This is a genomic window from Bacillus manliponensis (genome assembly GCF_000712595.1).
Taxonomy (GTDB): Bacteria; Bacillota; Bacilli; order Bacillales; family Bacillaceae_G; genus Bacillus_A; species Bacillus_A manliponensis.
In genome coordinates this window covers 54098-67495 of sequence record NZ_JOTN01000012.1, presented here as the reverse complement: position 1 = coordinate 67495, position 13398 = coordinate 54098, and the positions used below count along the sequence as shown (strand labels likewise).

Annotated in this window: 16 protein-coding genes; 11 read left to right on the top strand and 5 right to left on the bottom strand. The window is 34.5% G+C overall.

All coding sequences use genetic code 11. The features are described from left to right. Positions 1 to 11: 11 nt before the first annotated feature. On the bottom strand, positions 12 to 740 hold the full coding sequence (locus BAMA_RS14560; RefSeq protein ID WP_034640285.1) for a polysaccharide deacetylase family protein: 729 nt from the start codon (positions 738 to 740) through the stop codon (positions 12 to 14). 297 nt (positions 741 to 1037) lie between these two features. On the opposite strand from BAMA_RS14560, the gene BAMA_RS14555 reads away from it, so the two are divergent. The 6 genes from BAMA_RS14555 to BAMA_RS14530 all read left to right on the top strand — a co-directional run bounded on the left by BAMA_RS14555 (position 1038) and on the right by BAMA_RS14530 (position 5849). Then, the gene (locus BAMA_RS14555; RefSeq protein ID WP_034640480.1) at positions 1038 to 1607 is read left to right on the top strand and encodes a kinase; all 570 of its coding nucleotides are present in this window, start codon (positions 1038 to 1040) and stop codon (positions 1605 to 1607) included. 218 nt (positions 1608 to 1825) lie between these two features. Continuing rightward, complete coding sequence (locus BAMA_RS14550; RefSeq protein ID WP_034640282.1) at positions 1826 to 2950, top strand: NAD(P)/FAD-dependent oxidoreductase; 1125 nt, start codon at positions 1826 to 1828, stop codon at positions 2948 to 2950. Positions 2951 to 3031: 81 nt separating this feature from the next. Next, on the top strand, positions 3032 to 3391 hold the full coding sequence (locus tag BAMA_RS14545) for a nucleotide excision repair endonuclease (protein ID WP_084158013.1): 360 nt from the start codon (positions 3032 to 3034) through the stop codon (positions 3389 to 3391). A gap of 140 nt (positions 3392 to 3531) precedes the next feature. Then, entirely contained in the window at positions 3532 to 3981 is a 450-nt protein-coding gene (locus BAMA_RS14540; protein ID WP_034640276.1) for an AraC family transcriptional regulator, read from the top strand. Positions 3982 to 4012: 31 nt separating this feature from the next. Continuing rightward, positions 4013 to 4804: a phosphotransferase gene (locus BAMA_RS14535; RefSeq protein WP_034640273.1), complete on the top strand. Its 792-nt coding sequence runs from the start codon at positions 4013 to 4015 to the stop codon at positions 4802 to 4804. Positions 4805 to 4934: 130 nt separating this feature from the next. Beyond that, positions 4935 to 5849, top strand: a complete 915-nt coding sequence (locus tag BAMA_RS14530; protein WP_034640271.1) for a class I SAM-dependent methyltransferase — start codon at positions 4935 to 4937, stop codon at positions 5847 to 5849. 54 nt (positions 5850 to 5903) lie between these two features. Here BAMA_RS14530 and BAMA_RS14525 read toward each other — a convergent pair whose 3' ends face one another. From BAMA_RS14525 to BAMA_RS14515, 3 genes are read right to left on the bottom strand one after another with little or no spacing between them, the layout of a single operon-like run. Continuing rightward, entirely contained in the window at positions 5904 to 6095 is a 192-nt protein-coding gene (locus BAMA_RS14525) for a hypothetical protein (RefSeq protein WP_235184458.1), read from the bottom strand. A gap of 40 nt (positions 6096 to 6135) precedes the next feature. Beyond that, entirely contained in the window at positions 6136 to 6387 is a 252-nt protein-coding gene (locus BAMA_RS14520; protein WP_034640265.1) for a CPCC family cysteine-rich protein, read from the bottom strand. A gap of 9 nt (positions 6388 to 6396) precedes the next feature. After that, positions 6397 to 7308 (bottom strand): helix-turn-helix domain-containing protein, encoded by a 912-nt coding sequence (locus tag BAMA_RS14515; protein WP_034640479.1) that lies wholly within the window; start codon positions 7306 to 7308, stop codon positions 6397 to 6399. Positions 7309 to 7485: 177 nt separating this feature from the next. Here BAMA_RS14515 and BAMA_RS14510 point away from each other — a divergent pair, with 177 nt between their 5' ends. Genes BAMA_RS14510 through BAMA_RS14500 form a run of 3 tightly spaced genes read left to right on the top strand, consistent with a single transcriptional unit; the run spans position 7486 to position 10541 of the window. Next, on the top strand, positions 7486 to 8517 hold the full coding sequence (locus BAMA_RS14510; protein WP_157406008.1) for a Gfo/Idh/MocA family protein: 1032 nt from the start codon (positions 7486 to 7488) through the stop codon (positions 8515 to 8517). Positions 8518 to 8531: 14 nt separating this feature from the next. Then, positions 8532 to 9572, top strand: coding sequence for a Gfo/Idh/MocA family protein (locus BAMA_RS14505; RefSeq protein WP_420834703.1), 1041 nt, complete (start codon positions 8532 to 8534; stop codon positions 9570 to 9572). Then, on the top strand, positions 9573 to 10541 hold the full coding sequence (locus BAMA_RS14500) for a sugar phosphate isomerase/epimerase family protein (protein WP_034640256.1): 969 nt from the start codon (positions 9573 to 9575) through the stop codon (positions 10539 to 10541). A 167-nt stretch (positions 10542 to 10708) separates the two neighbouring features. On the opposite strand, the gene bla is transcribed toward BAMA_RS14500, so the two are convergent. After that, positions 10709 to 11635 carry a class A beta-lactamase gene (bla, locus tag BAMA_RS14495; RefSeq protein ID WP_462934468.1) on the bottom strand — a complete coding sequence of 309 codons (927 nt, stop codon included), beginning with the start codon at positions 11633 to 11635 and terminating at the stop codon, positions 10709 to 10711. Between the two features lie 380 nt (positions 11636 to 12015). Here bla and BAMA_RS14490 point away from each other — a divergent pair, with 380 nt between their 5' ends. Together BAMA_RS14490 and BAMA_RS14485 are read left to right on the top strand one after the other, a co-directional pair. After that, on the top strand, positions 12016 to 12552 hold the full coding sequence (locus BAMA_RS14490) for an RNA polymerase sigma factor (protein ID WP_034640248.1): 537 nt from the start codon (positions 12016 to 12018) through the stop codon (positions 12550 to 12552). Further along, a complete protein-coding gene (locus BAMA_RS14485; protein ID WP_034640246.1) occupies positions 12542 to 13369 on the top strand; it encodes an SH3 domain-containing protein in 828 nt (275 codons plus the stop codon). Before BAMA_RS14490 ends, BAMA_RS14485 begins: the two co-directional genes overlap by 11 nt. Positions 13370 to 13398 lie beyond the last annotated feature (29 nt).

Genomic DNA, 13398 nt, shown 5'->3' with positions numbered 1-13398 from the left:
ATGGTGCATCTTTATTGATTTTTGTATTGAAGCAGTTCAGATACTGTAACAAATTGAAATCCTCTTTCTTTCAATTTCGGAAGAATAATTCTTAAAGCTTCAACAGTTTGCTGTTGATCAGGGCCACCATCATGAAGAAGTACAATATCTCCGCCGCGCGCATTTTTTAATACATGATTTACAATTGTATGTATACCAGGCTTTGACCAATCACGGGGATCTTGATGCCAAGACCAAAGCACGATGTGACCATGTTGTTGTTCTATCATAGTAAGTACGGTTTCATTTATATATCCACCCGGCGGCCTAAAAAGAATTGAATCTTTACTCCATTTTTCTATAAATTCTTGCCCCTTTAAAATATCATGTTTAACTTTTTGTGAATTGGCTTCTTGTGCATATATATGGTTCATTGTGTGATTACCTATTTCATGCCCATTTTTTAAAACCGCTTGTACTAATTGTGGAGATTGCTCCATACGAAATCCAATCATAAAAAATGTTGCCTTTGCATCATACTTTTTTAATACATCTAAAACTTGCGGTGTGTATTTTACACTAGGTCCGTCATCAAACGTAAGTGCAATTACTTTTTTATTAAGAGGTACGTCCCAAGTAACTATACCCGTTGGTTCTAAGTCTTTCCGTATTAACATTTTTGCCTTTACTTCACCAATAGGGCAAAAATTTATCATGCATAACATACTAACCATTATGAACCATTTTAATTTATGAATCATTATTATCCCTCTTTATCCCGCATTAACGGGCCGATTGGTTCAACTAACAATCAGCGAGGGATGGAGAACCCCCCACTGATTGAAGTTTCACTTTATAAAAATGAAAATTGGAATTTTGCTATCCTAGGCATGTGTACACAAATTATCCGTGCTTATTTCTATTTTAGTTTCTCGGAATAAGCAATTATTTATCCAAAAAACGAAGTGAAATAGATGAGAAAAAGGAAATCTAATGCTATAACCCGAATATATTGTAGACACTTATACAAAGGAATGATCAATTTGTTTTCATCTATTATGCAATCTATTCCAACATTGCAGTACGGGGAAAAATTTATTTTAGGAATTGATGGTTTAAGCCGTTCTGGGAAAACGACGTGTGTAAAGCATCTAGGTAAAGAGCTAGAAAAACACGAGGTTCCATATGTTATTTTTCATATTGATGATTATATCGTAGAACGAAATAAGCGATATCATACCGGTCGTGAAGAGTGGTTTGAATATTGTTATTTACAGTGGGATATCGATTGGCTCCAAGATTATTTTTTTCGATTATTAAAGATAAATAATGAAATAACATTACCATTTTACAAAGACGAAACAGATACGCATGAAACAAAATGTGTAACACTTCCTAAAACAGGCATCATCATAATAGAAGGCGTATTTTTACAACGAGAAGAATGGAAATCATACTTTGATTTTGTTTTATATTTGGATTGTCCGAAAGAGAAACAATTTTTGCGGGAGAGGAAAGAAACACAGCAAAACATTAAAAAATTTCAAGAACGCTATTGGAAAGCGGAAGAATATTACATACAAGCTGTATCCCCAGCCAAAGTAGCAAACCTTGTTTTACATGGGTAAGAAATAGTAATAATTCGTAACGGTTGAAAGAGTTTTTAATAACGTACTACAATGTTTCCATGACCTAAATGACGACAAAATTCAGCCTGTAAAAGTATTAGTACATTACTAAGTTTTAGAATTCGTCATAATTTTAAACAGTATCTTACTTGATTTCTCTTCATTTTCTTATTAACCTTCTAGTTGGGACAGAATTTATATAGAAAAGGTGTTTTTACATGAAATCGTATATTGTAGTTGGAGCAGGAATTGTTGGCGCTTCTGCGGCGTATCATTTAGCAAAAACAGGCGCGAATGTTACATTAGTAGACCGAGGAGATGCTGGGCAAGCAACAGACGCTGCTGCGGGAATTGTATGTCCGTGGCTCTCGCAGCGCCGTAACAAGGTATGGTATGCACTCGCAAAAGGTGGCGCTAAATATTATACTTCTTTAATCCAGCAGTTAGAAGCCGATGGAGAAACGGATACTGGATATAAAAAGGTCGGTGCAATTAGTCTTCATACTGATCCAAAAAAATTAGATCAAATGGAGGAAAGAGCGTATAAACGCCGTGAAGATGCGCCTGAAATTGGAGAAATTACTCGTTTATCACAAGAAGAAACGAAGCGGATTTTTCCAATGCTTTCAGAAGAATATGCGTCCGTACATATAAGCGGTGCCGCTCGCGTAAATGGACGAGCACTGCGTCAAGCTCTTGTGAGTGCAGCAAAAAAGCATGGAGCAGTAGTTCGTACTGGGGATGCCGCATTAATACATAAAGATAATAAAGTAACTGGTATTACAATAGACGGTGAAACCCTGTTTGCAGATGAAACAATTGTAACGACAGGAGCTTGGGGGAATGAATTACTAAAGCCACTTGGCATAAACTTTTTAGTAACCTTCCAAAAAGCACAAATTGTTCATCTTCATATGGAACAAACGAATACAAGTGATTTACCAGTTGTTATGCCGCCAAATAATCAATACATTTTAACATTTGCAGATGGTCGTGTTGTTGTTGGGGCAACGCACGAAGACGACACAGGTTTTGATTACCGTGTAACAGCGGGAGGTGTACATGAAGTACTTCATAAAGCATTAACAGTTGCACCTGGTTTATCCGATGGTACGATGATAGAAACGAGAGTCGGCTTTAGACCATTTACACCAGGTTTCCTTCCAGTTATCGGTGCATTACCTAACTTTGAAGGTATCTTTGTTGCGAACGGCCTTGGTGCTTCTGGGTTAACGGCAGGACCATTTGTCGGCGCAGAACTTGCTAATTTAGTGCTTGGAAAACCAACAGAGCTCGATTTAAATAATTATGACGTGGCTGGTGCGATTGAACAATCGAAATAGTAGTGGTTTTTCTCCCTTACTTATGATACGATTAACGTCTATCTTAAAAGAGGACGTGACTACATTTTGATTAAAATTTATATGCCACACGTAGACGTTACAATTACAGAACGTAAACAAGTTATAAAAGGCGACGAACCAATAATCACTCCAATCGGTGGTTTTATTGATTTTCACTTAATCCCACGTGATAAAGGCGGCATCTTCATGTTTTATAACATTAATGATGAGCTACTTTTCGTTGGGAAAGCAAGAAAATTAAGACAACGTATTAAGAAACATTTCCAAGATAACACTTCACCAATTAAAGATCATCGTGATGAAGTATATCGAATCGACGTATGTGTAGTAGAAGACGCAATGCATCGTGAAATTTACGAAACATATACCATCAATGAATTACAAGCAAAATACAATGTAGATAAAGTATTTTACAAATAAAAAAACAAAAAACCGTTTGGACGACGATCCAAGCGGTTTTTTGTTTTTTTTAAATATTTTAAAAAAGTAAGTGATTCTATTTTTATAAGATGATACATTCAAAATATAGTAAATATTAACAAAGAAAGGGCGAGGAAAAGATGAATATTAAGATTGAAACATTACCAACATGTCGCACTGCATACATGCGCCAAATTGGTCCATATGGCTCTAATAACATGCAAGCAATGGAAAAATTGAAACAATGGGCTGCATCAAAGAAATTACTTTCTCAAACCTCAATCATCCTTGGAATTGCGCATGACAATCCAGAAATTGTTTTACCTGAGGATTGCCGTTACGATGCTGGCATCATAATTTCAGACGACTATCAAATTGATGGATCCATTAATGAAGGCCATCTCTCTGGTGGAAAATACGCAGTTTATACAGTAAAACATACAGCAGAGGACGTGCAAAAAGCATGGGGTGAGATTTTTGCTAAACTAGCACACGATGGCTATCAAATTGACGATCGACCAATTTTTGAAAGATATAGTGAAGAAATGGTTGCTAATCATTATTGCGAGATCTGTGTGCCTGTAAAATAACTAGTCTTTGAAAGTAGAAAGGAACATTAAAATGACAAATCATAAAAATGAGGAAATGTTAGCTGGTGGGAATGTCTCTAATGTGTATCGGACTGGAGAAACTGTAAGGAGAAATGTAAAGCCCAATAGTCCTCAAATTCATAAACTATTGCAACATTTAGAAAGTAGAGAATTCCGTTATGCACCAAAGTTTTTAGGTATTGATGAACAAGGAAGAGAGATATTATCATTTATTGAAGGAGAAGCTGGAAATTATCCTGTAAAAGAATATATGTGGTCTAATGATGCTTTAATAGAAATTGCAAAAATGTTACGTCTTTACCATGATACTGTAAGTGATTTTTCATTTGATGATAGCTGGCAACCAATCGATAATACGCCAAAACCTTTTGAAGTGATTTGTCATAATGATTTTGCAATATACAACCTTATTTTTCATCAGGAAAAGCCAGTAGGTATCATTGATTTTGATGTTGCCGGACCAGGTCCAAGATTGTGGGACATTGCTTATACGCTTTACACTTGCATTCCCTTAAGTAGATTCTATTTTTCTGAAACGGGTGAAAAAGTTGATTATCATGCACCGCAGCATGCTAACCACATAAAACAAAGAATTACATTATTTTTTGAATCTTACGGTATGAAAATGGAAGCAAGCTATTTAGAAATGGTATTACTTCGATTAGAGGGGCTATGTAAAACAATTACAAGAAAAGCTAAGGAAGGTGACATCGCTTTTCAAAAGATGATAGAAGAAGGACATCTTGAACATTATCAAAATGATATAAAATTTATTCATAAATACGGAAAAGAATGGATATAACCATCCATTAAAACTTGACAAAATATTTTATCTATGCTATAATTTACCAAATTTAATTTTAAGTGTATAATAGGATTCTCCTGGCCAGGGGAATCCTATTTTTTGTTTTAAAGTGAAGGAGTGTATTTGCATGAAAAAAGGTGAATCGAGTTTAACTTCATTAATATCAGCATTCGGCAGGGCTTACCATAGTCAATTTGATATGCCTAAAGTCTTTAATGATTATATCGCGAAAGATTTAATTTCAGAAAAAGAATTCAATGACATCAAAAAGAATATGGTCCAAGGTATACATTTTTTCAACAAAGATATTGCACAAGAACTCGAAGGAAATACAGAAGAAATATTAAAATGGATTACACAAATCCAACTTTCTCCAACACCGTTAGCACGTGCTGCCTATTCTGAAAAAGTATTACTTCATGAAGTAACGTTAGGGTTAAAACAATATGTTATACTTGGCGCTGGATTAGATACGTTTAGTTTTCGACATCCAGAACTAGAGAACACCGTAGAAATATTTGAAGTTGATCATCCTGATACACAGGAATTTAAAAAACTAAGATTGGACGAGGCTAATTTAAAAATCCCGAGCAATCTTCACTTTGTTTCTATGGACTTCACAAAAGAGTTTTCTGATCAAAAATTAATAGATGCACAGTTTGGTAATAAAAAAACTTTCTTCAGTCTTTTAGGTGTTTCTTATTATTTAACGAAAGAGGCACTTTCAAATTTGATCGAGTATTTGTTTGCTAAAGTACGAGCAGGGAGTTCTATCGTTTTTGATTATGCTGACGAGAGGCTCTTTAAAGAAAAAGGAATTTCTAATCGAGTTGAAAATATGATTAAAATGGCGGCAGCAAGTGGTGAACCGATGAAATCTTGTTTTTCTTATGATGAAATTGAGAAATTGTTAGAAAAATCAGGTTTACTCATTTATGAACAGTTATCACCAACTGACATTCATGAACGTTATTTTCATAATCGAAATGACTACTTATCAGCCTTTGAAACAATTCATTACATTCATGCAGTGAAACAATAAATATACAAAAGAAACAAGGACAGGTGAAAGTCCTTGTTTCTTTTTGGTTATATGTTAACCCCATGTTTTAGCAATAAAACTAAGTCCCCAAAGAAGATAGGCAAGCTGCGCTACAATAAACATGATGTATTCAAAAACAGTAAGTTTTCTTTTCATCTTCAATCTCCATAAATAGATGTGAAAACAAAATGCTGATAACACTAATAACAATTCAGAAGCTTCATTTATATGATCTAATACAGTCACAATAATTCAACTCCTTACATAAAATTATAAGAACAATACATTAATCTGCAAAAGATAAAGGTTTCCATTTAGAATCTCTTTTATCATCATCTGTTAGCTGTCGATTTGTACGTCCTAGTAAAAATGCTTTTTGGCATTGTCTTAAAGATTCTTCGTTTGCTCCACCTTCAAAGTCAGGATCGCGAAATTGAATTTCATCATCTTTCCAAAAACAAATGTCGCAAATTTCATATGTACCTGGTGGTTTTTCATCTAATGTTTTATATCCACAACATGGACATGTATATTTCATGTTCTGACCTCACTTTTTATCGCTTTGTATTCGCTGCTTAAACTCTTTCGGTGAACAGTTATTTTCTTTTTTAAATAATTTATAAAACTGCGACATGTTCGCAATCCCAACTTCGCATCCGACATCTGTAATACTAAGGTCACTTGTTATTAATAAACTTTCAGCTTGTTTGATGCGCTTATAGTTCACATAATCTAAAAAGGAAATACCCATAATCCTTTTAAAATATTTTATGAAATAATGATAGCTTAAATTTATTAACGAACACGCTTCGGTTACGCTTATCTTTTCTCCTAAATGATTTTCTACATAATCAAGCACTGGTTTTAAACGAGCAAAATCGTCTTGTTCACTATAATTTAATATGTTATGTGTGTCGTTTCTTACTAGTAATAAAAGTAATCTCTTAATAGCAGCGCTAATTGCGATTTCATATCCGTTCATTTTCATTTGTGATTCTGTAAAGATTTCTATAATAAGGGCATGCGCCTCATGTTTTACTACTTCATTTTGTTCAAAAATATAGTTTAACTCATTTAACGATTTTGTTTGTTCTGAAAAGCAGTGTAAATATTGTATAATGATTCTGTCAAAATGTTGCTTTAAATTCACTTGAAACACAACGTAGTGTAACGGACCTACAGAAGGTTTGTGTGATCGGTGCAACTCAGAGTTTCCTAAAATGACAACATCTCCAGGGCCAAGAACAACATACTTATCTTTACTTTGTACACCTAAATGTCCTTCTATAATTGCTAGAAACTCAATCTCTTCATGATAATGCCAAGGGGCACTCTCAATTTTGTCACAATAAGAAGTTTCCATGACAATATCCCATACCTTCAGAAATAGTAATGGATTTTGATAAATAACCTTTTCTTCAATTGCTTCAGCAGACTTATTCCAAGTCACCTCTGTCATAGGCATCTACACCCCCTTACTAGCAATATATCACCTTTATTAAAATGCGATAAGTAAGTTTCCCTATTTCTTATAGAAAAAGGCAACTTTTGATAAAAACATAACGATATATAGCATGTTTTTTCAGTATAAAAATTTCTATAATAAGTTCAAATCAAGCAAAAGGAGGATATGATAGTGAATATTTTAAAAGTAGGCGTTATTGGCTGTGGAAGCATCGCACAGTATCGTCATTTGCCAGAATACGAGGCAAACCCATATGTACAGATTGTCGCTGTTTGTGACAATAATAAAAATCGCGCAAAAGAAATTGCCAATAAGTACGGTGTAAATATGTACACTGACTATAACGAGCTTATCAATTGTGAAGAGTTAGATGCAGTGAGTGTATGTACACCAAATGATTTACATGCATCAATTTCTATCGCTGCCTTACAAGCAGGTATCCATGTACTATGTGAAAAGCCGATGGCAACGTCAAAAAAAGATGCGGAAATGATGATTGAAGCTGCTGAAAAAAGCGGTAAAAAGCTAATGATTGGTCATAACCAGCGTTTTGTTACTTCTCATCAAAAGGCAACACAATTGATTGAAAGTGGAGAAATCGGAAAAATATATAGCTTCCGTACAGCATTTGGTCATAGCGGCCCGGAGACGTGGAGTGTAGATGGAAAAGATAGCTGGTTCTTTAAAAAAGATAAAGCATTTCTTGGTGCAATGGGTGATTTAGGTGTACATAAAGCGGATTTAATTCGTTATATTCTTGGTGAAGAAGTTACAGAAGTTGGTGCTTTTGTTGAGACAAGTGCAAAAACATTTTCAAATGTAGATGATTGTGCAGTATGTATGTTGAAAACCGAAAGTGGCATTATTGGATCACTTACAGCAAGCTGGTCTTACGTTAGCAAAGAAGATAATTCAACAATTATTTATGGTGAAAAGGCCATTCTTCGCCTAGAAGATGATCCGAATTACTCACTCATCATTCAATATAAAAATGGTGAAGTTATAAAATATGAACTTGATAAAATTCAATCGAATGCTGAAGGTGGCCAAAACAATTCACATGTGATTGAGCAGTTTGTAGAGTCTATTCTTACTAATAAAGAGCCACTAATTAATGGTGTAGAAGGAATGAAATCACTAGAAATCATTTTAGCAGCTATGCAATCAAGTGAAACAAAACAAATTGTTACAATTCCATCATGAAAAAAGGTGAAGAAATGAAGAAACTACGCATCGGAATAATAGGGGCCGGAGGGATTGCACAAGGTCGTCATATCCCGGCATTTTTAAAGTTACATGAATATTGTACGATTACAGCAATACATGACACAAACATAGAACGAGCAAAACAAATCGCTGAAACATATAGCATTCCTTATGTATTTGAAACGTATGAAGAAGTTTTAAAGGAAGTTGATGCTGTTTGTATTTGTACACCAAATAAATTTCATGCGGAGATTTCGATTGCAGCATTACAAGCAGGTAAACATGTATTATGCGAAAAACCGATGGCTTTAACAGCGGCAGAATGCGAAAAAATAATAGAAGCAGCAAAAATCAACGATAAAAAACTCGCTATCGCTTATCATTATCGCTATATGAAAGAATCGCAAATTGCAAAACAAATGATGATAGAAGAGATCGGTACACCTCTTGTCATTCGTGTAAAAGCACTGCGTCGCCGAAAAGTACCAGGCTGGGGCGTTTTTACAAACAAAGAATTACAAGGTGGAGGTAGTTTAATAGATTACGGTTGCCATCTTCTTGATTTAGCACTTTGGTTAATTGGAAATCCAAAGCAAACAGAAATCATCGGTAGCGCATATAATGCCATTAGTAAACTACCAAATCAAGTAAACACATGGGGGAAATACGATTATAAAACATTTCAGGTTGATGATCATGTTACCGCATACATAAAGTTCGAAAATGGTGCATCATTGTTATTCGAGACTTCTTGGGCAGCGAATATTAAAGATGATGAGGAACATGTAAGTATATCTGGAGTGAACGGTGGACTAAGTGTGTTTCCAATCGAATTATATACAACAAAGCATAATATGCTGTTAAATAGTGAGCCAGTTTGGATAGCAGAAGATACTGACCCAGGAATTCTACAAGCAGAAAACTTTGTAAAAGCTTGCTTATATGATGAAGAATTAATTATAAAGCCTGAGGAAGCGATGCAAGTATCACAAATTATTGATGCAATTTATGAAAGTAATAATACATATATAGAAGAAGGGATGGAAAAATAGATGAAATTAGGAGTATTTACAACACTTTTCTCTCACATGGAATTTGAAGACATGCTAGATTATGTACAAGCAGCCGGTCTACATGCAGTCGAAATTGGAACAGGTTGTTATCCTGGAGGAGCGCACTGTAACTTGGATGTATTATTAGAAAGTGAAGAAGCAAGAAAAGCATATATAGAACAAATACAAAAAAGAAACTTAATCATTAGTGCTTTTAGTTGTCACGGAAATCCATTATCTCCAGATGCTGCTTTTGCAACAGAATCTCATGAAACGTTGTTAAAAACCATTCAACTAGCTTCACTACTAGACGTACCTGTTGTAAATTGTTTTTCAGGCGTAGCAGGCGATCATGAAAACGCAAAATATCCGAATTGGCCTGTTGCACCATGGCCAAATGAATACAATGATATTTTAAAGTGGCAATGGGAAGAAAAGCTCATTCCATATTGGAAACAAGTTGGTGAATTCGCAAAAGAACATAACGTGAAAATCGGTTTAGAACTTCACGGTGGTTTTTTAGTACATACACCATATACATTGTTAAAACTACGTGAAGAAACATGTGATGCGATAGGTGCTAACTTAGACCCTAGCCATTTATGGTGGCAAGGAATTGACCCTGTAGCTGCTATTAAGTTATTAATGAAAGAAAATGCAATTTATCATTTCCATGCAAAAGATACTTACATTGATCAAGATAATGTAAATATGTATGGTTTAACAGACATGCAGCCATACGGTGAAGTAAAAACGAGAGCTTGGACGTTCCGTTCTGTTGGTTGTGGTCATAGTTTAGAAGAATGGTCGCAAATGATGAGTGCACTGCGTACATATGGCTATGATTATGTTGTAAGTATCGAACACGAAGATCCACTCATGTCTATTCAAGAAGGATTTAAACGTGCAACAACAAATCTTCAATCTATTTTAATTGAAGAAAAGCCTTCACAGATGTGGTGGGTGTAACTTATAAGCGGAATAGCACCAGTATTTCGAAGATAACTAAGTTATTATTTTTATAGTGGAAATGATAAGTGTATAAAAAAGCGATTCTCTTCACAGCAAAAAGAATCGCTTTTTTGTTTTATCTTCTAGATAATACAGAATAAAGGAATGCGGAAATTGGAATATGATTACTTGAGTACATTAACTGTGACCTTGGTAGCCTGAGCAATCAATTCATTATCATAAGTAGCATCTTTCTTATCTCGGCTGGACAGAATTGCAATGATAATAGGTGCCCTATTTGGTGGCCAAATGATTGCAATATCATTTCTTGTCCCATAGCTTCCAGCCCCTGACTTATCAGCAACTTCCCAATTTTCTGGTACGCCAGCACGGATAAGCTTGTCTCCGGTAGCGTTTCCGCTCATCCAATCGATAAGAATTTTCCGTTTGTCAGCTGAAAGCGCACTCCCGACCGTGAAAGCCTTAAGATTAGTAGCAAGTGTTTTTGGTGTACTTGTATCACGAATGTCTCCTGGAATAGCTTCGTTCAACTCTGTCTCAAAGCGATCAGCTATGGTAACTTTATCACCAATCTGTCTAAGTGTCCTTTCAAATCCTTTAGGTCCGTCTAATTCCTCAAATAAAATGTTTCCAGCGGTGTTATCACTGTAACGAATAGCAGCCTCACAAATTTCTCCAAGTGTCATCCCAGTATCCACATGTTTCTCTGTAACTGGTGAATACGTAACTAAATCCTCTTCGGTATAGGTAATGACCTCGTTTAATTTTTCAATTGAGTTTTGCTGTAGTATGGCTCCAGCCGCTAGAGCTTTGTAAGTAGATGCGTAAGCAAACCGCTCATTAGGTCGGTAAGTTACTGTTTGATTTGTACCAGTGTCGATAGCGTAGACACCTAGTCTAGCGTCAAATTTCCTCTCAAGTTGAACAAACCCTTGATGAATCGCAAAATCTATATGTTGAGTTTTATTTGTTTCTTCTTTTGCTTCTACTTGTAATGGTTTACTTGCAAAGGATTTTACACTCGCAAGGCTTAGGCTTAGTACACCAACACAAATACCTATTTTTATCATCCTTGAACTTTTCAAAATCATCATTCCTTTCATATTGAACATTAGTTTTTTTAATCACACTTAATAGACAACCTAAGTAACAAGATTGTTCCATAAAGAAATTAAGAAAGTTTAACTTATTGTCTAGATATAGAGCACTTACTTAAGAATAATTTATAACATTTCTAATAGATGTTATCCTTCTGGAGAATTATAGAGAAGGGTGAAGTTTTTAAAATATAATCGATATACTCTTTTTTTAAGTGAGTCGCAAGTACTTTGAATTTTCACATCAAAACCTTATCAATATTATTTTTAAGAAAAATGGAACAAAAGAAGCACTTAACTTGTCTATATGATGAGTCAATTATAAAAAGAGAGGACAGTCTTTATGCGTATTCAGCTAGGGTTGAGGTGTTGAAATGGAATATCAGGTTATTGAAAATTATACTCATGATGAATTTGATCATGTTATAAAAGAACATTGGCAAGATGTTTGGAATTATTCGTTTATTATTACAAAGGATACACATCTATCTGATGATATAACGCAAGATGTATTTATAAAAGCATTTAAGAATTGGAATTCGTTTCGAAATCAATCATCTGTAAAAACATGGTTATTAAAAATCACAAGGAATACAGCATTAAATTATTTGAAATCTTCCTATTTTAAAAGGGTTTCTTTAGTAAGTTTCTTTAGAGATGATAAGGAAACTCCTTCAGCAGAACAACAATTTTTTCGCAAAGAAGACATGGGGGAAATTTGGAATGCTATATTAAAACTTCCAAAGAAACATCGTGAGGTATTAATATTAGATGCAAAATATGAATTATCCTATGAGGAAATAGCTGAAACATTGGGAGTATCTATTGGAACTGTCAAATCTAGGTTACATCGGGCTCGGGCACGAGTTTCAAAAATGCTAGGGGAGGATGCATCGAATCATGAACAATAATAGAAAGCCGAATTGGTATAAAGAATTAAAGAATGGTCCAATGACGAAACGGCAAGATGAAGAGGAATTTATTTATAAGATAAAACAATCTATACACAAAAATGGAGAGAGTACCCCCTCTAGGCATAGGCAACCATTTCGTAAAAAGAGATTCTTCATTGCAGCGGTCCTTGTTTTTACTGTTGTACTGTTGAATTTTCAACAATTTTGGTTTGATGAAAATAAACCACCTGTCCAAAGCAGTACCCAAATTGAAGTTAAGATAAAAGACGAATCTTATGAAGATCAATCACTAAGACAGTTTATAAGTGAGTTATATGAAAGTACAAATTTGAAAAATGAGAACGATTTATATAAAGCGCTGGATGATGAGTTTATTTTTGAAGGGGCAAAGTATAATAAAAATGAGTGGGAATTGGATGAAAGTATGTTTAATTATTTACAAGTAGCTCTTGCAATGGGGGGCGAATTTGTAAATGATGCCAAAACATTATATAAAATACCAAGTGGATTGGCAGAAAGTAATCAAACAAAACAAGAACGTTATATATATGCAACAGTTACTGGAGAAGAAACAAAAATTTTAGCTGAACCAAAATTGAATTCCCACGTATTATATCAGGTGTCTAATGAAATAGTGAAAGCTTGGATTCCAGAAAAAGCAAAGAATGAAGGATATGTAAAAATAACTACTATTGATGGTTATACAGGTTATGTAGAAAAAAATAAAATTTCAACTGATGTCAAATATTCTTTCACTTTTGAAAAAAACAGTAATGGTACGTGGAAAATAAAAAATATAGACTTTTTATGGTAAAAAAAGTAGGTTCAAGAAAATGAACCTGC

Coding starts and splice junctions, on each gene's coding strand:
- BAMA_RS14530 (WP_034640271.1), top strand. CDS start 4,935: ATGAAAAAAGGTGAATCGAGTTTAACTTCATTAATATCAGCATTCGGC.
- BAMA_RS14515 (WP_034640479.1), bottom strand. CDS start 7,308: ATGACAGAGGTGACTTGGAATAAGTCTGCTGAAGCAATTGAAGAAAAG.
- BAMA_RS14500 (WP_034640256.1), top strand. CDS start 9,573: ATGAAATTAGGAGTATTTACAACACTTTTCTCTCACATGGAATTTGAA.
- BAMA_RS14560 (WP_034640285.1), bottom strand. CDS start 740: ATGATTCATAAATTAAAATGGTTCATAATGGTTAGTATGTTATGCATG.
- BAMA_RS14540 (WP_034640276.1), top strand. CDS start 3,532: ATGAATATTAAGATTGAAACATTACCAACATGTCGCACTGCATACATG.
- bla (WP_462934468.1), bottom strand. CDS start 11,635: ATGATTTTGAAAAGTTCAAGGATGATAAAAATAGGTATTTGTGTTGGT.
- BAMA_RS14545 (WP_084158013.1), top strand. CDS start 3,032: ATGCCACACGTAGACGTTACAATTACAGAACGTAAACAAGTTATAAAA.
- BAMA_RS14520 (WP_034640265.1), bottom strand. CDS start 6,387: ATGAAATATACATGTCCATGTTGTGGATATAAAACATTAGATGAAAAA.
- BAMA_RS14550 (WP_034640282.1), top strand. CDS start 1,826: ATGAAATCGTATATTGTAGTTGGAGCAGGAATTGTTGGCGCTTCTGCG.
- BAMA_RS14485 (WP_034640246.1), top strand. CDS start 12,542: ATGAACAATAATAGAAAGCCGAATTGGTATAAAGAATTAAAGAATGGT.
- BAMA_RS14505 (WP_420834703.1), top strand. CDS start 8,532: ATGAAGAAACTACGCATCGGAATAATAGGGGCCGGAGGGATTGCACAA.
- BAMA_RS14535 (WP_034640273.1), top strand. CDS start 4,013: ATGACAAATCATAAAAATGAGGAAATGTTAGCTGGTGGGAATGTCTCT.
- BAMA_RS14555 (WP_034640480.1), top strand. CDS start 1,038: ATGCAATCTATTCCAACATTGCAGTACGGGGAAAAATTTATTTTAGGA.
- BAMA_RS14490 (WP_034640248.1), top strand. CDS start 12,016: ATGGAATATCAGGTTATTGAAAATTATACTCATGATGAATTTGATCAT.